The sequence below is a fragment of the Escherichia sp. WS1152 genome (assembly GCF_046487665.1).
GTDB classification, from domain to species: Bacteria; Pseudomonadota; Gammaproteobacteria; order Enterobacterales; family Enterobacteriaceae; genus Escherichia; species Escherichia coli.
This window is the reverse complement of record NZ_JBJQJA010000008.1, coordinates 140626-160114: the sequence shown is the minus strand read 5'-3', so window position 1 is coordinate 160114 and position 19489 is coordinate 140626. Positions and strand designations below refer to the sequence as shown.

17 protein-coding genes are annotated in these 19489 nt (G+C 54.2%); 9 read left to right on the top strand and 8 right to left on the bottom strand.

Annotated elements, in window-relative coordinates:
• Positions 1-63: 63 nt before the first annotated feature.
• On the bottom strand, positions 64-963 hold the full coding sequence (cynR, locus tag ACJHW7_RS14845; RefSeq protein WP_021556536.1) for a transcriptional regulator CynR: 900 nt from the start codon (positions 961-963) through the stop codon (positions 64-66).
• Positions 964-1072: 109 nt separating this feature from the next.
• Between cynR and cynT the strand changes: the two genes are divergently transcribed.
• From cynT to cynX, 3 genes are read left to right on the top strand one after another with little or no spacing between them, the layout of a single operon-like run.
• Positions 1073-1732: a carbonic anhydrase CynT gene (gene cynT / locus ACJHW7_RS14840; protein WP_021556537.1), complete on the top strand. Its 660-nt coding sequence runs from the start codon at positions 1073-1075 to the stop codon at positions 1730-1732.
• A gap of 30 nt (positions 1733-1762) precedes the next feature.
• Positions 1763-2233, top strand: a complete 471-nt coding sequence (gene cynS, locus ACJHW7_RS14835; protein ID WP_000616247.1) for a cyanase — start codon at positions 1763-1765, stop codon at positions 2231-2233.
• Between the two features lie 5 nt (positions 2234-2238).
• Entirely contained in the window at positions 2239-3420 is a 1182-nt protein-coding gene (gene cynX, locus ACJHW7_RS14830; RefSeq protein ID WP_001307618.1) for a cyanate transporter CynX, read from the top strand.
• A 102-nt stretch (positions 3421-3522) separates the two neighbouring features.
• Here the strand turns inward: cynX and lacA are convergent, their stop codons facing one another.
• The 7 genes from lacA to ACJHW7_RS14795 all read right to left on the bottom strand — a co-directional run bounded on the left by lacA (position 3523) and on the right by ACJHW7_RS14795 (position 12518).
• Positions 3523-4134 carry a galactoside O-acetyltransferase gene (gene lacA, locus ACJHW7_RS14825; protein WP_024227144.1) on the bottom strand — a complete coding sequence of 204 codons (612 nt, stop codon included), beginning with the start codon at positions 4132-4134 and terminating at the stop codon, positions 3523-3525.
• Between the two features lie 65 nt (positions 4135-4199).
• Positions 4200-5453 (bottom strand): lactose permease, encoded by a 1254-nt coding sequence (gene lacY, locus ACJHW7_RS14820; RefSeq protein WP_000291549.1) that lies wholly within the window; start codon positions 5451-5453, stop codon positions 4200-4202.
• Positions 5454-5504: 51 nt separating this feature from the next.
• On the bottom strand, positions 5505-8579 hold the full coding sequence (gene lacZ, locus ACJHW7_RS14815) for a beta-galactosidase (protein ID WP_021556539.1): 3075 nt from the start codon (positions 8577-8579) through the stop codon (positions 5505-5507).
• Between the two features lie 122 nt (positions 8580-8701).
• On the bottom strand, positions 8702-9784 hold the full coding sequence (gene lacI, locus ACJHW7_RS14810) for a DNA-binding transcriptional repressor LacI (RefSeq protein WP_024227145.1): 1083 nt from the start codon (positions 9782-9784) through the stop codon (positions 8702-8704).
• Between the two features lie 36 nt (positions 9785-9820).
• The gene (locus ACJHW7_RS14805; RefSeq protein WP_001247692.1) at positions 9821-10774 is read right to left on the bottom strand and encodes a GlxA family transcriptional regulator; all 954 of its coding nucleotides are present in this window, start codon (positions 10772-10774) and stop codon (positions 9821-9823) included.
• 19 nt (positions 10775-10793) lie between these two features.
• Positions 10794-11570 carry an MBL fold metallo-hydrolase gene (locus ACJHW7_RS14800; protein ID WP_000705452.1) on the bottom strand — a complete coding sequence of 259 codons (777 nt, stop codon included), beginning with the start codon at positions 11568-11570 and terminating at the stop codon, positions 10794-10796.
• Positions 11571-11684: 114 nt separating this feature from the next.
• Positions 11685-12518 (bottom strand): DNA-binding transcriptional regulator, encoded by an 834-nt coding sequence (locus ACJHW7_RS14795; RefSeq protein ID WP_001180626.1) that lies wholly within the window; start codon positions 12516-12518, stop codon positions 11685-11687.
• A gap of 190 nt (positions 12519-12708) precedes the next feature.
• On the opposite strand from ACJHW7_RS14795, the gene ACJHW7_RS14790 reads away from it, so the two are divergent.
• From ACJHW7_RS14790 to mhpE, 6 genes are read left to right on the top strand one after another with little or no spacing between them, the layout of a single operon-like run.
• Positions 12709-14373 (top strand): bifunctional 3-(3-hydroxy-phenyl)propionate/3-hydroxycinnamic acid hydroxylase, encoded by a 1665-nt coding sequence (locus tag ACJHW7_RS14790; protein ID WP_001007431.1) that lies wholly within the window; start codon positions 12709-12711, stop codon positions 14371-14373.
• Between the two features lies 1 nt (position 14374).
• On the top strand, positions 14375-15319 hold the full coding sequence (gene mhpB / locus ACJHW7_RS14785) for a 2,3-dihydroxyphenylpropionate/2,3-dihydroxicinnamic acid 1,2-dioxygenase (protein WP_021556541.1): 945 nt from the start codon (positions 14375-14377) through the stop codon (positions 15317-15319).
• Positions 15320-15336: 17 nt separating this feature from the next.
• Positions 15337-16203: a 2-hydroxy-6-oxonona-2,4-dienedioate hydrolase gene (mhpC, locus tag ACJHW7_RS14780; RefSeq protein ID WP_000121896.1), complete on the top strand. Its 867-nt coding sequence runs from the start codon at positions 15337-15339 to the stop codon at positions 16201-16203.
• Positions 16204-16212: 9 nt separating this feature from the next.
• Positions 16213-17022: a 2-keto-4-pentenoate hydratase gene (gene mhpD / locus ACJHW7_RS14775; protein WP_000160731.1), complete on the top strand. Its 810-nt coding sequence runs from the start codon at positions 16213-16215 to the stop codon at positions 17020-17022.
• Positions 17019-17969: an acetaldehyde dehydrogenase gene (mhpF, locus tag ACJHW7_RS14770; protein ID WP_000044308.1), complete on the top strand. Its 951-nt coding sequence runs from the start codon at positions 17019-17021 to the stop codon at positions 17967-17969. The genes mhpD and mhpF overlap by 4 nt, the downstream gene beginning before the upstream one ends.
• A complete protein-coding gene (mhpE, locus tag ACJHW7_RS14765) occupies positions 17966-18979 on the top strand; it encodes a 4-hydroxy-2-oxovalerate aldolase (RefSeq protein WP_001013510.1) in 1014 nt (337 codons plus the stop codon). Before mhpF ends, mhpE begins: the two co-directional genes overlap by 4 nt.
• Positions 18980-19489: the final 510 nt, after the last annotated feature.

Here is a 19489-nt window from a genome sequence, read left to right as displayed (position 1 = left end):
GAACTCGTAGGCCTGATAAGCGTAGCGCATCAGGCAATTCCAGCCGCAGACCTGTGTCAGCGGCTACCGTGATTCATTCCCGCCAACATCCGCGCATTCCTCCAACGCCATGTGCAAAAATGCCTTCGCGGCGGCTGTCTGCCAGCTATTTTTCCGCCGCAACAAAACCGCCGTTCTCTCCAGTAGTGGCGGGGCAAGAGAAATAGCTTTAAGCCCGTCATGTTGTGTGGCAATCGCTGCTGGTAACAATGTGGAAAGGGAAGTGCGGCGAATCAGCTCCAGAACCGCGCTAATTGAGTTCGCCTCAATTACCACCTGTGGATGCAGCCCCGCTTTCTCGCAGTAGTGGTCAATTTGCTCTCTGGTGGCAAATTCCGCGCTGAGCAGGACCAGTTTTTCATCATGCAAGCGACTCAACGCCATCTGTTCATGGGCGGCCAGCGGATGATGTTGCGCCACGACTAACGCTAAACTTTCTGTCAGTAAAGGAATTGCCTCCAGCTCCGGCGAATGCACAGGCGCGAAGGCAATCCCAACGTCCAACTCGTCGCGGCAAAGCAGATCTTCGATTTTCTCCTGCGACATTTCCTGTAGCTGGAGCGTGATGCCGGGGTAGCGCGCATAGAAATCCGCCATTAAGGGGCCGATAAAGTAGCTCGTAAAGGTGGGGGTGACGGCGATACGCAGCGATCCTCTCGTCAAATCGGCAACATCATGAATCGCCCGTTTACCCGCTCCCAGTTCCTGTAACGCCCGGCTGGCGTACTGTCGCCAGACTTCTCCTGCATCAGTGAGACGAATCGTTCGCCCGCTACGGTCAAACAGCGGCACGCCTAAACTCTCCTCTAACTGGCGAATCTGCTGGGAAAGCGCAGGCTGGGAGACGTGCAACGCACTGGCGGCACGGGTGAAGCTGCCATGTTCAGCCACGGCAAGAAAATAATTGATATGTCGAGAGAGCATTCGCCAACCTATAAGTAAATCCAATAGAACTCATCATAAATGAGACTTTTACCTTATGACAATCGGCGAGTAGTCTGCCTCTCATTCCAGAGACAGACAGAGGTTAACGGTGAAAGAGGTTATTGATGGATTCCTTAAATTCCAGCGCGAGGCATTTCCGAAGCGGGAAGCCTTGTTTAAACAGCTGGCGACACAGCAAAGCCCGCGCACACTTTTTATCTCCTGCTCCGACAGCCGTCTGGTCCCTGAGCTGGTGACGCAACGTGAGCCTGGCGATCTGTTTGTTATTCGCAATGCGGGCAATATCGTCCCTTCCTACGGGCCGGAACCCGGTGGCGTTTCTGCTTCGGTGGAGTATGCCGTCGCCGCGCTTCGGGTATCTGACATTGTGATTTGCGGTCATTCCAACTGTGGCGCAATGACCGCCATTGCCAGCTGTCAGTGCATGGACCATATGCCTGCCGTCTCCCACTGGCTGCGTTATGCCGATTCAGCCCGCGTCGTTAATGAGGCGCGCCCGCATCCCGATTTACCGTCAAAAGCTGCGGCGATGGTACGTGAAAACGTCATTGCTCAGTTGTCTAATTTGCAAACTCATCCATCGGTGCGCCTGGCGCTCGAAGAGGGGCGGATCGCCCTGCACGGCTGGGTCTACGACATTGAAAGCGGCAGCATCGCAGCGTTTGACGGCGCAACCCGCCAGTTTGTGCCACTGGCCGCTAATCCTCGCGTTTGTGCCATACCGCTACGCCAACCGACCGCAGCGTAACCTTATTTTTAAACCATCAGGAGATGCACCATGATTCAGTCGCAAATTAATCGCAATATTCGTCTTGATCTTGCCGATGCCATTTTGCTCAGCAAAGCTAAAAAAGATCTCTCATTTGCCGAGATTGCCGACGGCACCGGTCTGGCAGAAGCCTTTGTGACCGCGGCTTTGCTGGGTCAGCAGGCGCTTCCTGCCGACGCCGCCCGCCAGGTCGGGGCGAAGCTGGATCTCGACGAAGACGCCATTCTACTGTTACAGATGATCCCACTGCGTGGCTGCATTGATGACCGTATTCCAACCGACCCAACGATGTATCGTTTCTATGAAATGTTGCAGGTGTACGGCACAACCCTGAAAGCGTTGGTTCATGAGAAGTTTGGCGATGGCATTATCAGCGCGATTAACTTCAAACTCGACGTTAAGAAAGTGGCGGACCCGGAAGGTGGCGAACGTGCGGTCATCACCTTAGATGGTAAATATCTGCCGACCAAACCGTTCTGACAGCCATGCGTAACCATCAAAAGACGTTCACGATGCTGCTGGTTCTGGTGCTGATTGGTCTTAATATGCGACCACTGCTCACCTCCGTCGGGCCACTGCTACCGCAATTGCGCCAGGCAAGCGGAATGAGCTTTAGCGTGGCTGCCCTGTTGACCGCTCTGCCGGTGGTTACCATGGGCGGGCTGGCGCTGGCCGGAAGCTGGCTTCATCAGCATGTCAGCGAACGTCGCAGCGTCGCCATCAGTTTGTTACTGATTGCCGTCGGTGCATTGATGCGTGAGCTTTACCCCCAAAGTGCGCTGCTGCTTAGCAGCGCACTGCTCGGTGGGGTGGGGATCGGCATCATTCAGGCGGTGATGCCTTCGGTGATTAAACGGCGGTTTCAGCAGCGCACGCCACTGGTGATGGGGCTGTGGTCCGCGGCTCTGATGGGCGGCGGTGGGCTTGGTGCCGCCCTGACACCCTGGTTAGTTCAACATAGCGAAACCTGGTATCAAACACTCGCCTGGTGGGCGCTGCCTGCCGTTGTTGCGCTCTTTGCCTGGTGGTGGCAAAGCACCCGCGAGGTCGCCTCTTCCCACAAGACAACAACCACTCCGGTTCGCGTGGTTTTCACTCCTCGCGCGTGGACGCTGGGTGTTTACTTCGGTCTGATTAACGGTGGTTACGCCAGCCTGATTGCCTGGTTACCCGCCTTCTATATTGAGATTGGTGCCAGCGCGCAGTACAGCGGTTCCTTGCTGGCATTGATGACGCTTGGGCAAGCCGCAGGAGCTTTGCTGATGCCTGCTATGGCTCGCCATCAGGATCGGCGCAAACTTTTGCTGTTGGCACTGGCGTTACAACTGGTGGGTTTCTGCGGCTTTATCTGGCTGCCGCTGCAATTGCCGGTATTGTGGGCGATGGTGTGTGGGTTAGGTCTGGGCGGCGCGTTTCCGCTCTGTTTGCTGCTGGCGCTCGATCACTCTGCGCAACCGGCTATTGCTGGCAAGCTGGTGGCGTTTATGCAGGGGATCGGTTTTATCATCGCCGGGCTTGCCCCGTGGTTTTCTGGTGTGCTGCGTAGTATCAGCGGCAATTACCTGATGGACTGGGCATTTCATGCGCTGTGCGTCGTTGGGCTGATGATCATAACCCTGCGTTTTGCACCAGCACGTTTTCCGCAGCTGTGGGTCAAAGAGGCATAATGCGACGCTTGTTCCTGCGCTTTGTTCATGCCGGATGCGGCTAATGTAGATCACTGAACTTGTAGGCCTGATAAGCGAAGCGCATCAGGCAATTTTTATAATTTAAACTGACGATTCAACTTTGTAATCTCTGAAATAATATTGCTTATCCCGGTCGTTTATTTCGCGAATAACCCGGCAAGGAACGCCAGCAGCCACGACGTTTGGTGGAATGTCTTTTATGACGACACTACCCGCGCCAATAACAGAATTATCCCCGATGGTGACGCCTGGATTAATAACCACATGACTTCCGATCCAGACGTTATTGCCAATCGTTATCGGAAAAGAGTACATCTCACCGTTTTTTCTCAATTCATGGTGTACAGGGTGTCCCGTAACGGAAAGAGTAACATTGGGTGCAATCAATACGTTATCACCGATCGTGACCGTGTAGTCGTCGACAATGGTTAAATTGAAATTTGCATAAAAATTGCGGCCTATATGGATGTTGGAACCGTAAGAGAAATAGACAGGTGGTTCTATCCAGGCGTTTTCCCCTACCGTGGCAAACATTTCTTTAAGCAGGCTTTCCCTTTTTTCAACTTCTGATGGATGCGAGTGATTAAACTCATACATTAACGTTTTCCCACGAAGTCTTTTTTCCGGTAAGCCTTCGCACATATCGGTAAATAGCTTGCCTGCTTTTATTCTTTCGGTCATTGGCATGTTCATTGCGATCATTCCGTCCTGATATGTTGGTCGGATAAGGCGCTCGCGCCGCATCCGACATTGTTTGCTTAAGCGACTTCATTTACCTGACGACGCAGCAGGGAAAGCGGGCCGGGGCCGCTAAGCGTGAACACGGAAATTAAGGTGAAGCCCAGCGCCACCAGACCCAGCACCAGATAAGCGCCCTGGAAACCGATGCTTTCATACATATTGCCCGCTAGTACAGACATAAAAATCATCGCCAGTTGCTTAAAGAAGCAGAAACAGACCAGATAAATCGTCGCTGAAAAACGCACTTCAAACTGGCTGGTAATATATTTAAAGCAGCCCACCAGCAGGAACGGTACTTCAAACATATGCAGCGTTTTCAGAATAACCACTTCCAGCGCTGAGGTGGCGAACGATGAGCCAATAATACGTACAGACATAATAGTGCCAGCCAGCAGCAGGGCGTTTTTCCCACCGATGCGATTAATGATCAGTGGCGCAAAGAACATAATTGAGGCGTTAAGTAATTCGCCCATTGTCGTTACGTAGCCAAATACCCGCGTCCCCTGTTCACCGGTGGCAAAGAAAGAAGTAAAGAAATTAGCAAACTGTTGGTCAAAAACATCGTAGGTGCAGGAAACGCCAATAACATACAGTGACAAAAACCACAGTTTTGGCTGTCTGAACAGTTCCAGCGCCAGTTTCAGGCTAAATGCCGAATGGTTGGCACCTACCGCATTGGCAACCGTGGCAGAAGAGGGCGCATCCGTTTTGGCGAAAAAGAGTAAAACGGCGAGGATGAGTGCACAGCCAGAACCCAGCCAGAAAACAAACTGATTATTGATGGTGAACATGATGCCGACAATCGAGGCACACAGCGCCCAGCCAACACAGCCAAACATCCGCGCGCGACCAAATTCGAAATTACTGCGACGGCTGACTTTCTCGATAAATGCCTCTACTGCGGGCGCACCGGCGTTAAAACAAAAGCCAAGATAAATACCACCAACAATCGATCCTACTAAAATGTTGTATTGTAACAGTGGCCCGAAGATAAAAATAAAGAACGGCGCAAACATCACTAACATGCCGGTAATAATCCACAGCAGGTATTTGCGCAGCCCGAGTTTGTCAGAAAGCAGACCAAACAGCGGTTGGAATAATAGCGAGAACAGAGAAATAGCGGCAAAAATAATACCCGTATCACTTTTGCTGATATGGTTGATGTCATGTAGCCAAATCGGGAAAAACGGGAAGTAGGCTCCCATGATAAAAAAGTAAAAGAAAAAGAATAAACCGAACATCCAAAAGTTTGTGTTTTTTAAATAGTACATAATGGATTTCCTTACGCGAAATACGGGCAGACATGGCCTGCCCGGTTATTATTATTTTTGACACCAGACCAACTGGTAATGGTAGCGACCGGCGCTCAGCTGGAATTCCGCCGACACTGACGGGCTCCAGGAGTCGTCGCCACCAATCCCCATATGGAAACCGTCGATATTCAGCCACGTGCCTTCTTCCGCGTGCAGCAGATGGCGATGGCTGGTTTCCATCAGTTGTTGTTGACTGTAGCGGCTGATGTTGAACTGGAAGTCGCCGCGCCACTGGTGTGGGCCATAATTCAATTCGCGCGTCCCGCAGCGCAGACCGTTTTCGCTCGGGAAGACGTATGGGGTATACATGTCTGACAATGGCAGATCCCAGCGGTCAAAACAGGCCGCAGTAAGGCGGTCGGGATAGTTTTCTTGCGGCCCTAATCCGAGCCAGTTTACCCGCTCTGCAACCTGCGCCAGCTGGCAGGTCAGGCCAATCCGTGCCGGATGCGGTGTATCGCTCGCTACTTCAACATCAACGGTAATCGCCATTTGACCACTACCATCAACCCGGTAGGTTTTCCGGCTGATAAATAAGATTTTTCCCTGATGCTGCCACGCGTGAGCGGTCGTAATCAGCACCGCGTCGGCAAGTGTATCTGCCGTGCACTGCAACAACGCTGCTTCGGCCTGGTAATGGCCCGCCGCCTTCCAGCGTTCGACCCAGGCGTTAGGGTCAATGCGGGTCGCTTCACTTACGCCAATGTCGTTATCCAGCGGTGCACGGGTGAACTGATCGCGCAGCGGCGTCAGCAGTTGTTTTTCATCGCCAATCCACATCTGTGAAAGAAAGCCTGACTGGCGGTTAAATTGCCAACGCTTATTATCCAGCTCGATGCAAAAATCCGTTTCGCTGGTGGTCAGTTGCGGGATGGCGTGGGGCGCGGAGGGGAGTGTCACGCTGAGGTTTTCCGCCAGACGCCACTGCTGCCAGGCGCTGATGTGTCCGGCTTCTGACCATGCGGTCGCGTTCGGTTGCACTACGCGTACTGTGAGCCAGAGTTGTCCGGCGCTCTCCGGCTGCGGTAGTCCAGGCAATTCAATTACCTGTTTACCTTGCGGAGCGACATTCATAGGTACTTCACCGCTTGCCAGCGGCTTGCCATCCAGTGCCACCGTCCAGTGCAGGAGCTCGTTATCGCTATGACGGAACAGGTATTCGCTGGTCACTTCGATGGTTCGCCCGGATAAACGGAACTGGAAAAACTGCTGCTGGTGTTTTGCTTCCGTCAGCGCCGGATGCGGCGTGCGGTCGGCAAAGACCAGACCGTTCATGCAGAACTGGCGATCATTCGGCGTATCGCCAAAATCACCGCCGTAAGCCGACCACGGGTTGCCGTTTTCATCATATTTAATCAGCGACTGATCCACCCAGTCCCAGACGAAGCCGCCCTGTAAACGGGGATACTGACGAAACGCCTGCCAGTATTTAGCGAAGCCGCCAAGACTGTTACCCATCGCGTGGGCATATTCGCAAAGGATCAGCGGGCGCAGCTCTCCAGGTAGCGAAAGCCATTTTTTGATGGACCATTTCGGCACCGCCGGGAAGGGCTGGTCTTCATCCACGCGCGCGTACATCGGGCAAATAATATCGGTGGCCGTGGTGTCGGCTCCGCCGCCTTCATACTGCACCGGGCGGGAAGGATCGACAGATTTGATCCAGCGATACAGCGCGTCGTGATTAGCGCCGTGGCCTGATTCATTTCCCAGCGACCAGATGATCACACTCGGGTGATTACGATCGCGCTGCACCATTCGCGTTACGCGTTCGCTCATCGCGGGTAGCCAGCGCGGATCATCGGTCAGACGATTCATTGGCACCATGCCGTGGGTTTCAATGTTGGCTTCATCCACAACATACAGGCCGTAGCGGTCGCACAGCGTGTACCACAGCGGATGGTTCGGATAATGCGAACAGCGCACGGCGTTAAAGTTGTTCTGCTTCATCAGCAGGATATCCTGCACCATCGTCTGCTCATCCATGACCTGACCATGCAGAGGATGATGCTCGTGACGGTTAACGCCGCGAATCAGCAACGGCTTGCCGTTCAGCAGCAGCAGGCCATTTTCAATCCGTACCTCGCGGAAACCGACATCGCAGGCTTCTGCTTCAATCAGCGTGCCGTCGGCGGTGTGCAGTTCAACCACCGCACGATAGATATTCGGGATTTCGGCGCTCCACAGTTTCGGGTTTTCGACGTTCAGACCTAGTGTGACGCGATCGGCATAACCGCCACGCTCATCGATAATTTCACCGCCGAAAGGCGCGGTGCCGCTGGCGACCTGCGTTTCACCCTGCCACAAAGAAACCGTCACCCGCAGCTCATCGCGCAGCTCGCCGTACATCTGAACTTCTGCCTCCAGTACCGCGCGGCTAAAATCATCATTAAAGCGAGTGGCAACATGGAAATCGCTGATTTGTGTGGTCGGTTTGTGCAGCAACGAGACGTCACGGAAAATGCCGCTCATCCGCCACATATCCTGATCTTCCAGATAACTGCCGTCACTCCAGCGCAGCACCATCACCGCGAGGCGGTTTTCTCCGGCGCGTAAAAATGCGCTCAGGTCAAATTCAGACGGCAAACGACTGTCCTGGCCGTAACCGACCCAGCGCCCGTTGCACCACAGATGAAACGCCGAGTTAACGCCATCAAAAATAATTCGCGTCTGGCCTTCCTGTAGCCAGCTTTCATCAACATTAAATGTGAGCGAGTAACAACCCGTCGGATTCTCCGTGGGAACAAATGGCGGATTGACCGTAATGGGATAGGTCACGTTGGTGTAGATGGGCGCGTCGTAACCGTGCATCTGCCAGTTTGAGGGGACGACGACAGTATCGGCGACAGGAAGATCGCACTCCAGCCAGCTTTCCGGAACCGCTTCTGGTGCCGGAAACCAGACAAATTGCCACTCACCATTCAGGCTGCGCAACTGTTGGGAAGGGCGATTGGTGCGGGCCTCTTCGCTATTACGCCAGCTGGCGAAAGGGGGATGTGCTGCAAGGCGATTAAGTTGGGTAACGCCAGGGTTTTCCCAGTCACGACGTTGTAATACGACGGCCAGTGAATCCGTAATCATAGTCATAGCTGTATCCTGTGTGAAATTGTTATCCGCTCACAATTTCACACAACATACGAGCCGGACGCATAAAGTGTAAAGCCTGGGGTGCCTAATGAGTGAGCTGACTCACATTAATTGCGTTGCGCTCACTGCCCGCTTTCCAGTCGGGAAACTTGTCGTGCCAGCTGCATTAATGAATCGGCCAACGCGCGGGGAGAAGCGGTTTGCGTCTTGGGCGCCAGGGTGGTTTTTCTTTTCACCAGAGAGACGGGCAAAAGCTGATTGCCCTTCACCGCCAGGCCCTGAGAGAGTTGCAGCAAGCGGTCCACGCTGGTTTGCCCCAGCAGGCGAAAATCCTGTTTGATGGTGGTTAACGGCGGGATATAACACGAGCTGTCTTCGGTATCGTCGTATCCCACTACCGAGATATCCGCACCAACGCGCAACCCGGACTCGGTAATGGCGCGCATTGCGCCCAGCGCCATCTGATCGTTGGCAACCAGCATCGCAGTGGGAACGATGCCCTCATTTAGCATTTGCATGGTTTGTTGAAAACCGGACATGGCACTCCAGTCGCCCTCCCGTTCCGCTATCGGCTGAATTTGATTGCGAGTGAGATATTTATGCCAGCCCGCCAGACGCAGACGCGCCGAGACAGAACTTAATGGGCCCGCTAACAGCGCGATTTGCTGGTGACCCAATGCGACCAGATGCTCCACGCCCAGTCGCGTACCGTCTTCATGGGAGAAAATAATACTGTTGATGGGAGTCTGGTCAGAGACATCAAGAAATAACGCCGGAACATTAGCGCAGGCAGCTTCCACAGCAATGGCATCCTGGTCATCCAGCGGATAGTTAATGATCAGCCCACTGACGCGTTGCGCGAGAAGATTGTGCACCGCCGCTTTACAGGCTTCGACGCCGCTTCGTTCTACCATCGACACCACCACGCTGGCACCCAGTTGATCGGCGCGAGATTTAATCGCCGCGACAATTTGCGACGGCGCGTGCAGGGCCAGACTGGAGGTGGCAACGCCAATCAGCAACGACTGTTTCCCCGCCAGTTGTTGTGCCACGCGGTTGGGAATGTAATTCAGCTCCGCCATCGCCGCTTCCACTTTTTCCCGCGTTTTCGCAGAAACGTGGCTGGCCTGATTCACCACGCGGGAAACGGTCTGATAAGAGACACCGGCATACTCTGCGACATCGTATAGCGTTACTGGTTTCACATTCACCACCCTGAATTGACTCTCTTCCGGGCGCTATCATGCCATACCGCGAAAGGTTTTGCGCCATTCGGCGGGGCTGACGCCGAAGTGAGATTTAAAATGCTGACGCCAGGTCACAGGTGAGAGAAAACCCACCTCAGCTGCTATCCGCTCAACGGGCAATTGACTGGATCCCAACAGTTCCTGGCTACGGCGTAAGCGTTCAGTAATAAGCCATTCGGCGATACTCGAACCGGTCGCTTTCATAAAATGGCGAGTTAATGTGCGGCGACTCATCATTACTCGCTGCGCCAGCGAGTCGAGATCATGCTGTTGCGCAATGTTTTGCCGCAGGTAATCCAGCAGGAGATTAATGCGTTCATCATGGGTATTTTTCGGCACTGGTTGCTCAATAAACTGCGCCTGACCGCCAGTGCGATATGGCGGTACGACCATCCGTCGGGCAATATGGTTAGCATAGTCGCTGCCAAAATGTTGCCGAACAATATACAAACAGCAATCCAGCGCCGCGGCAGTACCGGCAGAGGTAATAATGCCGTCATCGTCTACGTACAACGCGTTAATATCCAGATGTGTTTGTGGAAAACGTGCCTGAAATTCACGCTCGAACTCCCAGTGCGTGGCGGCACGCTTATTTTTCAGTAAACCTGCATAGCCGAGCACAAACGTGCCCAGGCAAAGCCCGACAATCTGTGCGCCGTTATCCCGTGCGGTCGTTAAGGCTTCCAGCAGTTTTTGTGGCGGTTTTTGTGTAATGGTTCCCCAGTAAGGAATTATCACAATATCCGCCTGGATGACTGCGGTATAGTCATGGGTGGCGGTTACGGAAAACCCATCGGCAGAGTCCACGTTTCCCGGCTTTTCAGCGCAGATAATTACGTGAAAGTGTTTTTTCTCCGCCATTTTTTCGCTAAATACGATAAACGGTACGGAAAGGTGAAAAGGACTAAAACCGGCAACGGCGATAATGGCAACAGTTAGCGGGCGCATAACACTCTTTATCTCCGAATTAGAATGTCAACGTTTCACCATCTTCTGGTACGTTCACAAATTCGATAATTTGATTATCTCTGGCGTATTCCTTGAGCGCATCACGCGTCAGCAAACAGTGGTTTACGGCCTCCATATGTGTCGCGACAATTTGCGCTTCTGGCAGGGTAAAATGTGTTTTGAGAATATCTTCTGCTCCCATAATTATCGCGCCATGCCCCAGAACATGCGCAAATCCGGCATTCAACACAACCACTTCTGGTTGGAAAGTTAGCATTGTAGCCTCGACGTCGTCACGCCAGAGGGTATCGCCAGCCAGATAGAGCGTTTTCTCTGTCGGGTGCTGGAAAACAACGCCGCAGGCTGCGCCTAAACGCTTCGCCATCGCCGGGTCGGCATAGGTGCGATCGGAGCCGTGCTGCCCTGTCGTTTTATGCAGAGTAATATCGCCAAATTTAGTCTCATCGGTAAGTACGGTAAGATGTGTAAATCCTTGTTTATGCAGTGATTCAGCATCTTGCTCATTTTGCACATAAATCAGTTTATCTTTAGGGACGACGCGGGAGGCTGTTTCGTCCCAGTGATCTTCATGTAAATGAGTCACGATTAGGGCGTCAACGTTGAGTAACGTTGTTAAATCGCACGGTAATTCTACCGTTGGATTGCGGATTTCTGCGCGTGCCGTTCCGGCAAAACCCGGATAACTTCCTTTAGGCGCGAGTAACGGGTCGATAAGAAATGTTTTGCCAGCGTATTGGATAATTTGGGTGGCATTACGAATTTGCGTAATTTTCATGATTTGCTCCACATCACAGTATTGATGTCATTAGCGTAGCGTGCAGCCCGTACTGTGCATGTGGGCAAATGGGCGAATAACGATGAGAATGGGCCAAATTACACATTGGCGTAACTAGCGTAAATGCACGCCGCTTCGCCGTCCGGCCACCAGAATAGCCTGCGATTCAACCCCTTCTTCGATCTGTTTTGCTACCCGTTGTAGTGCCGGAAGATGCTTTTCCGCTGCCTGTTCGATGGTCATTGCGCTCGCCATATACACCAGATTCAAACAGCCAATCACCCGTTGTTCACTGCGCAGCGGTACGGCGATAGAGGCGATCTTCTCCTCCTGATCCCAGCCGCGGTAGTTCTGTCCGTAACCCTCTTTGCGCGCGCGCGCCAGAATGGCTTGCAGCTTTAACGGTTCTCGTGCCAGTTGATAGTCATCACCGGGGCGGGAGGCTAACATTTCGATTAATTCCTTGCGTTCTTGTTCCGGGCAAAAGGCCAGCCAGGTCAGGCCCGAGGCGGTTTTCAGAAGCGGCAAACGTCGCCCGACCATTGCCCGGTGAAAGGATAAGCGGCTGAAACGGTGGGTGGTTTCGCGTACCACCATTGCATCAACATCCAGCGTGGACACATCTGTCGGCCATACCACTTCGCGCAACAGATCGCCCAGCAGTGGGGCCGCCAGTGCAGAAATCCACTGTTCGTCACGAAATCCTTCGCTTAATTGCCGCACTTTGATGGTCAGACGAAAACTATCATCGGAGGGACTACGCCGGACATATCCCTCTTCCTGCAGCGTCTCCAGCAGTCGCCGCACAGTGGTGCGATGCAGGCCGCTGAGTTCCGCCAGCAGCCCGACGCTGGCACCGCCGTCAAGTTTATTTAACATATTTAATAACATTAGACCGCGGGTTAAGCCGCGCACGGTTTTGTATTCCGTCTGCTCATTGTTCTGCATATTAATTGACATTTCTATAGTTAAAACAACGTTGTGCACCTGGTGCACATTCGGGCATGTTTTGATTGTAGCCGAAAACACCCTTCCTATACTGAGCGCACAATAAAAAATCATTTACATGTTTTTAACAAAATAAGTTGCGCCGTACTGTGCGCGCAACGGCATTTTGTCCGAGTCGTGAGGTACTGAAATGGCAATACAACACCCTGACATCCAGCCTGCTGTTAACCATAGCGTTCAGGTGGCGATCGCTGGTGCCGGTCCGGTCGGACTGATGATGGCGAACTATCTCGGCCAGATGGGCATTGACGTGCTGGTGGTGGAGAAACTCGATAAGTTGATCGACTACCCGCGTGCGATTGGTATTGATGACGAGGCGCTGCGCACCATGCAGTCGGTTGGCCTGGTCGATAATGTTCTGCCGCACACTACACCGTGGCACGCGATGCGTTTTCTCACCCCGAAGGGCCGCTGTTTTGCTGATATTCAGCCAATGACCGATGAATTTGGCTGGCCGCGCCGTAACGCCTTTATTCAGCCGCAGGTCGATGCGGTGATGCTGGAAGGGGTGTCGCGTTTTCCGAATGTGCGCTGCTTGTTTTCCCGCGAGCTGGAGGCCTTCAGTCAGCAAGATGACGAAGTGACCTTGCACCTGAAAACGGCAGAAGGGCAGCGGGAAATAGTCAAAGCCCAGTGGCTGGTGGCCTGTGATGGTGGGGCAAGTTTTGTCCGTCGCACCCTGAATGTGCCGTTTGAAGGTAAAACTGCACCAAATCAGTGGATTGTGGTAGATATCGCCAACGATCCGTTAAGTACGCCGCATATCTATTTGTGTTGCGATCCGGTGCGCCCGTATGTTTCTGCCGCGCTGCCTCATGCGGTACGTCGCTTTGAATTTATGGTGATGCCGGGAGAAACCGAAGAACAGCTGCGTGAGCCGCAAAATATGCGCAAGCTGTTAAGCAAAGTGCTGCCTAATCCGGACAATGTTGAATTGATTCGCCAGCGTGTCTACACCCACAACGCGCGACTGGCGCAACGTTTCCGTATTGATCGCGTACTGCTGGCGGGCGATGCCGCGCACATCATGCCGGTATGGCAGGGGCAGGGCTATAACAGTGGCATGCGCGACGCCTTTAACCTCGCATGGAAACTGGCGTTGGTTATCCAGGGGAAAGCCCGCGATGCGCTGCTCGATACCTATCAACAAGAACGTCGCGATCACGCCAAAGCGATGATTGACCTGTCCGTGACGGCGGGCAACGTGCTGGCTCCGCCGAAACGCTGGCAGGGTACGTTACGTGACGGCGTTTCCTGGCTGCTGAATTATCTGCCGCCAGTAAAACGCTACTTCCTCGAAATGCGCTTCAAGCCGATGCCGCAATATTACGGCGGTGCGCTGGTGCGTGAGGGCGAAGCGAAGCACTCTCCGGTCGGCAAGATGTTTATTCAGCCGAAAGTCACGCTGGAAAACGGCGACGTGACGCTGCTCGATAACGCGATCGGCGCGAACTTCGCGGTAATTGGCTGGGGATGCAATCCACTGTGGGGGATGAGCGACGAGCAAATCCAGCAGTGGCGCGCGTTGGGCACACGCTTCATTCAGGTGGTGCCGGAAGTGCAAATTCATACCGCACAGGATAACCACGACGGCGTACTACGCGTGGGGGATACGCAAGGTCGCCTGCGTAGCTGGTTCGCGCAACACAATGCTTCGCTGGTGGTGATGCGCCCGGATCGCTTTGTTGCCGCCACCGCCATTCCGCAAACCCTGGGCAAGACCCTGAATAAACTGGCGTCGGTGATGACGCTGACCCGCCCTGATGCCGACGTTTCTGTCGAAAAGGTAGCCTGATATGCACGCTTATCTTCACTGTCTTTCCCACTCGCCGCTGGTGGGGTATGTCGACCCGGCGCAAGAGGTGCTCGATGAGGTCGATGGCGTGATTGCCAGCGCCCGCGAGCGTATTGCGGCTTTCTCCCCTGAACTGGTGGTGCTGTTTGCGCCAGATCACTACAACGGCTTTTTCTATGACGTGATGCCACCGTTCTGTTTAGGCGTTGGAGCGACGGCAATTGGTGATTTCGGTAGTGCGGCAGGAGAGCTGCCAGTGCCTGTGGAGTTGGCGGAGGCCTGTGCGCATGCCGTCATGAAGAGCGGGATCGATCTTGCCGTTTCTTACTGTATGCAGGTGGACCACGGGTTCGCCCAGCCGCTGGAGTTCCTGCTCGGTGGGCTGGATAAGGTGCCAGTTCTGCCTGTGTTCATCAACGGTGTCGCCACGCCGCTGCCCGGTTTCCAGCGTACCCGCATGTTGGGTGAAGCCATTGGACGTTTCACCAGCACTCTCAATAAACGCGTGCTGTTCCTGGGTTCCGGTGGGCTTTCCCATCAGCCGCCGGTGCCCGAACTGGCGAAAGCCGATGCCCATATGCGCGACCGTCTGTTGGGGAGCGGGAAAGATTTACCCGCCAGTGAGCGCGAATTGCGTCAGCAACGGGTGATTAGCGCCGCTGAGAAGTTTGTTGAGGATCAGAGAACTCTGCATCCGCTCAACCCGATTTGGGATAACCAGTTCATGACTTTGCTGGAGCAGGGACGCATACAGGAACTGGATGCCGTCAGTAACGAAGAGCTTTCCGCCATTGCCGGAAAGTCGACACATGAAATCAAAACCTGGGTCGCCGCTTTTGCCGCTATTTCTGCATTTGGCAACTGGCGTAGCGAAGGGCGTTATTACCGCCCAATCCCGGAGTGGATTGCCGGATTTGGCTCGTTAAGCGCCAGAACAGAGAACTGAATATGCAGGAGAAGATGATGAGTTATCAGCCACAAACCGAAGCCGCCACCAGCCGTTTTCTGAATGTAGAAGAAGCGGGTAAAACGCTGCGCATCCATTTTAATGACTGCGGACAAGGCGACGAAACCGTTGTCCTGCTGCATGGTTCCGGCCCGGGTGCTACTGGCTGGGCGAACTTCAGCCGCAATATCGATCCGCTGGTAGAGGCGGGCTATCGGGTGATCCTGCTGGATTGTCCGGGTTGGGGTAAGAGCGATTCGATCGTTAATAGTGGTTCGCGATCGGATCTTAATGCACGAATCCTGAAAAGCGTGGTGGATCAACTGGATATCGCCAAAATCCACCTGCTGGGCAACTCAATGGGTGGCCATAGTTCTGTGGCGTTCACCCTTAACTGGCCGGAGCGCGTCGGCAAACTGGTGCTGATGGGCGGCGGTACGGGCGGCATGAGTTTGTTTACGCCGATGCCAACCGAAGGTATTAAGCGACTGAATCAGCTTTATCGTCAGCCGACTATCGAAAACCTGAAGCTGATGATGGATATCTTCGTTTTTGATACCAGCGATTTGACCGACGCCCTGTTTGAAGCGCGCCTGAATAATATGCTGTCGCGCCGCGATCACCTGGAAAACTTCGTTAAGAGCCTGGAAGCTAATCCGAAACAGTTCCCGGATTTTGGCCCACGTCTGGCGGAAATCAAAGCGCAAACCCTGATTGTCTGGGGGCGCAACGACCGCTTTGTGCCGATGGATGCGGGGCTGCGTCTACTGTCCGGCATTGCTGGTTCTGAACTGCATATCTTCCGCGACTGTGGTCACTGGGCGCAGTGGGAACATGCCGACGCTTTCAATCAACTGGTGCTGAATTTCCTCGCACGTGCTTAAGGAACGGTCATGACGAAGCATACTCTTGAGCAACTGGCGGCGGATTTACGCCGCGCCGCAGAGCAGGGCGAAGCGATTGCGCCGCTGCGCGATCTGATTGGTATCGATAACGCTGAAGCGGCCTACGCCATTCAGCACATAAATGTGCAATATGACGTTGCGCAGGGGCGTCGCGTGGTGGGGCGTAAAGTGGGCCTGACACATCCGAAAGTGCAGCAACAACTGGGCGTTGATCAACCGGATTTCGGGACGTTATTTGCCGACATGTGTTATGGCGATAACGAAACCATTCCTTTTTCCCGTGTTCTGCAACCCCGCATTGAAGCGGAGATCGCACTGGTGTTGAACCGCGATTTGCCCGCAACCGATATCACCTTCGACGAATTGTATAACGCCATTGAATGGGTACTTCCGGCGCTGGAGGTGGTGGGGAGCCGCATTCGCGACTGGTCGATTCAGTTTGTCGATACCGTGGCAGATAACGCTTCCTGCGGGGTGTATGTCATCGGCGGTCCGGCGCAACGTCCGGCGGGGTTAGACCTGAAAAACTGCGCCATGAAGATGACGCGTAATAACGAAGAGGTTTCCAGCGGGCGCGGCAGCGAATGCCTAGGACATCCGCTTAATGCCGCCGTCTGGCTGGCACGCAAAATGGCCAGTCTGGGTGAACCGCTGCGCGCCGGAGATATCATTCTTACCGGGGCATTAGGTCCGATGGTGGCAGTGAATGCGGGCGATCGTTTTGAAGCCCATATTGAAGGCATAGGTTCAGTTGCTGCGACATTTTCAAGCGCAGCCCCAAAAGGAAGTCTGTCATGAGTAAGCGTAAAGTCGCCATTATCGGTTCTGGCAACATTGGCACCGATCTGATGATTAAAATTTTGCGTCACGGTCAGCATCTGGAGATGGCGGTGATGGTCGGTATTGATCCTCAGTCCGACGGTCTGGCGCGTGCCAGACGTATGGGCGTCGCCACCACCCATGAAGGGGTGATCGGGCTGATGAACATGCCTGAATTTGCTGATATCGACATTGTATTTGATGCGACCAGCGCGGGCGCACATGTGAAAAACGATGCCGCTTTGCGCGAAGCGAAACCGGATATTCGCTTAATCGACCTGACGCCTGCTGCCATCGGCCCTTACTGCGTGCCGGTGGTTAACCTTGATGCGAATGTCGAACAACTGAACGTCAATATGGTCACCTGCGGCGGCCAGGCCACCATTCCAATGGTGGCGGCAGTTTCACGCGTGGCGCGTGTTCATTACGCCGAAATTATCGCTTCTATCGCCAGTAAATCTGCCGGACCTGGCACGCGTGCCAATATCGATGAATTTACGGAAACCACTTCCCGAGCCATTGAAGTGGTGGGCGGCGCGGCAAAAGGGAAGGCAATTATCGTGCTTAACCCAGCAGAGCCACCGTTGATGATGCGTGACACGGTGTATGTATTGAGCGACGAAGCTTCACAAGATGATATCGAAGCCTCAATCAATGAAATGGCTGAGGCGGTGCAGGCTTACGTACCGGGATATCGCCTGAAACAGCGCGTGCAGTTTGAAGTTATCCCGCAGGATAAACCGGTTAATTTGCCGGGCGTGGGTCAGTTCTCCGGGCTGAAAACGGCGGTCTGGCTGGAAGTCGAAGGCGCAGCGCATTATCTGCCTGCCTATGCGGGCAACCTCGACATTATGACTTCCAGTGCGCTGGCGACAGCGGAAAAAATGGCCCAGTCACTGGCGCGCAAGGCAGGAGAAGCGGCATGAACGGTAAAAAACTTTATATCTCGGACGTCACGTTGCGTGACGGTATGCACGCCATTCGTCATCAGTATTCGCTGGAAAACGTTCGCCAGATTGCCAAAGCACTGGACGATGCCCGCGTGGATTCGATTGAAGTGGCCCACGGCGACGGTTTGCAGGGTTCCAGCTTTAACTATGGTTTCGGCGCACATAGCGACCTTGAATGGATTGAAGCGGCGGCGGATGTGGTGAAGCACGCCAAAATCGCGACGTTGTTGCTGCCAGGAATCGGCACTATTCACGATCTGAAAAATGCCTGGCAGGCTGGCGCGCGGGTGGTTCGTGTGGCAACGCACTGTACCGAAGCTGATGTTTCCGCCCAGCATATTCAGTATGCCCGCGAGCTCGGAATGGACACCGTTGGTTTTCTGATGATGAGCCATATGACCACGCCGGAGAATCTCGCCAAGCAGGCAAAGCTGATGGAAGGCTACGGTGCGACCTGTATTTATGTGGTGGATTCTGGCGGTGCGATGAACATGAGCGATATCCGTGACCGTTTCCGCGCCCTGAAAGCAGTGCTGAAACCAGAAACGCAAACCGGCATGCACGCTCACCATAACCTGAGTCTTGGCGTGGCGAACTCTATCGCGGCGGTGGAAGAGGGCTGCGACCGAATCGACGCCAGCCTCGCGGGAATGGGCGCGGGCGCAGGTAACGCGCCGCTGGAAGTATTTATTGCCGCCGTGGATAAACTGGGTTGGCAGCATGGGGCCGATCTCTATGCGTTAATGGATGCCGCTGACGACCTGGTGCGTCCGTTGCAGGATCGTCCGGTACGAGTCGATCGCGAAACGCTGGCGCTGGGATACGCTGGTGTTTACTCCAGCTTCCTGCGTCACTGTGAAACGGCGGCGGCGCGTTATGGCTTAAGCGCGGTGGATATTCTCGTTGAGCTGGGCAAACGCCGGATGGTTGGCGGCCAGGAGGATATGATCGTCGACGTGGCGCTGGATCTGCGCAACAACAAATAATATTGACTGCCGAGAACGTGCATTTTGTATGCCCATCCCAGCACGACTGCCGGATGCGGTAAACGCCTTATCCGGCCTACGGGTGGCGTGAGAATTTGTAGGCCTGATAAGACGCGTTAGCGTCGCATCAGGCATCTGCACCCGACTGCCGGATGCGGCGTGAACGCCTTATCCGGCCTACGGATGGCGCGAGAATTTGTAGGCCTGATAAGACGCGCAAGCGTCGCATCAGGCATCTGCACACGACTGCCGGATGCGGCGTGAACGCCTTATCCGGCCTACGGATGGCGCGGGAATTTGTAGGCCTGATAAGACGCGCAAGCGTCGCATCAGGCATCTGCGCACGACTGCCGGATGCGGCGTAAACGCCTTATCCGGCCTACGGATGGCGCGGGAATTTGTAGGCCTGATAAGACGCGCAAGCGTCGCATCAGGCATCTGCACACGACTGCCGGATGCGGCGTGAACGCCTTATCCGGCCTACATTTCGCCCGTAGGCAGTCATTAAAT

Bases quoted from the DNA above. Each gene is read 5' to 3' on its own strand.
- ACJHW7_RS14800 (WP_000705452.1), bottom strand. From the start codon at position 11,570: ATGAAAATTACGCAAATTCGTAATGCCACCCAAATTATCCAATACGCT.
- cynS (WP_000616247.1), top strand. From the start codon at position 1,763: ATGATTCAGTCGCAAATTAATCGCAATATTCGTCTTGATCTTGCCGAT.
- mhpC (WP_000121896.1), top strand. From the start codon at position 15,337: ATGAGTTATCAGCCACAAACCGAAGCCGCCACCAGCCGTTTTCTGAAT.
- mhpF (WP_000044308.1), top strand. From the start codon at position 17,019: ATGAGTAAGCGTAAAGTCGCCATTATCGGTTCTGGCAACATTGGCACC.
- mhpD (WP_000160731.1), top strand. From the start codon at position 16,213: ATGACGAAGCATACTCTTGAGCAACTGGCGGCGGATTTACGCCGCGCC.
- lacA (WP_024227144.1), bottom strand. From the start codon at position 4,134: ATGAACATGCCAATGACCGAAAGAATAAAAGCAGGCAAGCTATTTACC.
- mhpE (WP_001013510.1), top strand. From the start codon at position 17,966: ATGAACGGTAAAAAACTTTATATCTCGGACGTCACGTTGCGTGACGGT.
- cynR (WP_021556536.1), bottom strand. From the start codon at position 963: ATGCTCTCTCGACATATCAATTATTTTCTTGCCGTGGCTGAACATGGC.
- mhpB (WP_021556541.1), top strand. From the start codon at position 14,375: ATGCACGCTTATCTTCACTGTCTTTCCCACTCGCCGCTGGTGGGGTAT.
- cynX (WP_001307618.1), top strand. From the start codon at position 2,239: ATGCGTAACCATCAAAAGACGTTCACGATGCTGCTGGTTCTGGTGCTG.
- ACJHW7_RS14805 (WP_001247692.1), bottom strand. From the start codon at position 10,774: ATGCGCCCGCTAACTGTTGCCATTATCGCCGTTGCCGGTTTTAGTCCT.
- ACJHW7_RS14790 (WP_001007431.1), top strand. From the start codon at position 12,709: ATGGCAATACAACACCCTGACATCCAGCCTGCTGTTAACCATAGCGTT.
- ACJHW7_RS14795 (WP_001180626.1), bottom strand. From the start codon at position 12,518: ATGCAGAACAATGAGCAGACGGAATACAAAACCGTGCGCGGCTTAACC.
- lacY (WP_000291549.1), bottom strand. From the start codon at position 5,453: ATGTACTATTTAAAAAACACAAACTTTTGGATGTTCGGTTTATTCTTT.
- lacZ (WP_021556539.1), bottom strand. From the start codon at position 8,579: ATGACTATGATTACGGATTCACTGGCCGTCGTATTACAACGTCGTGAC.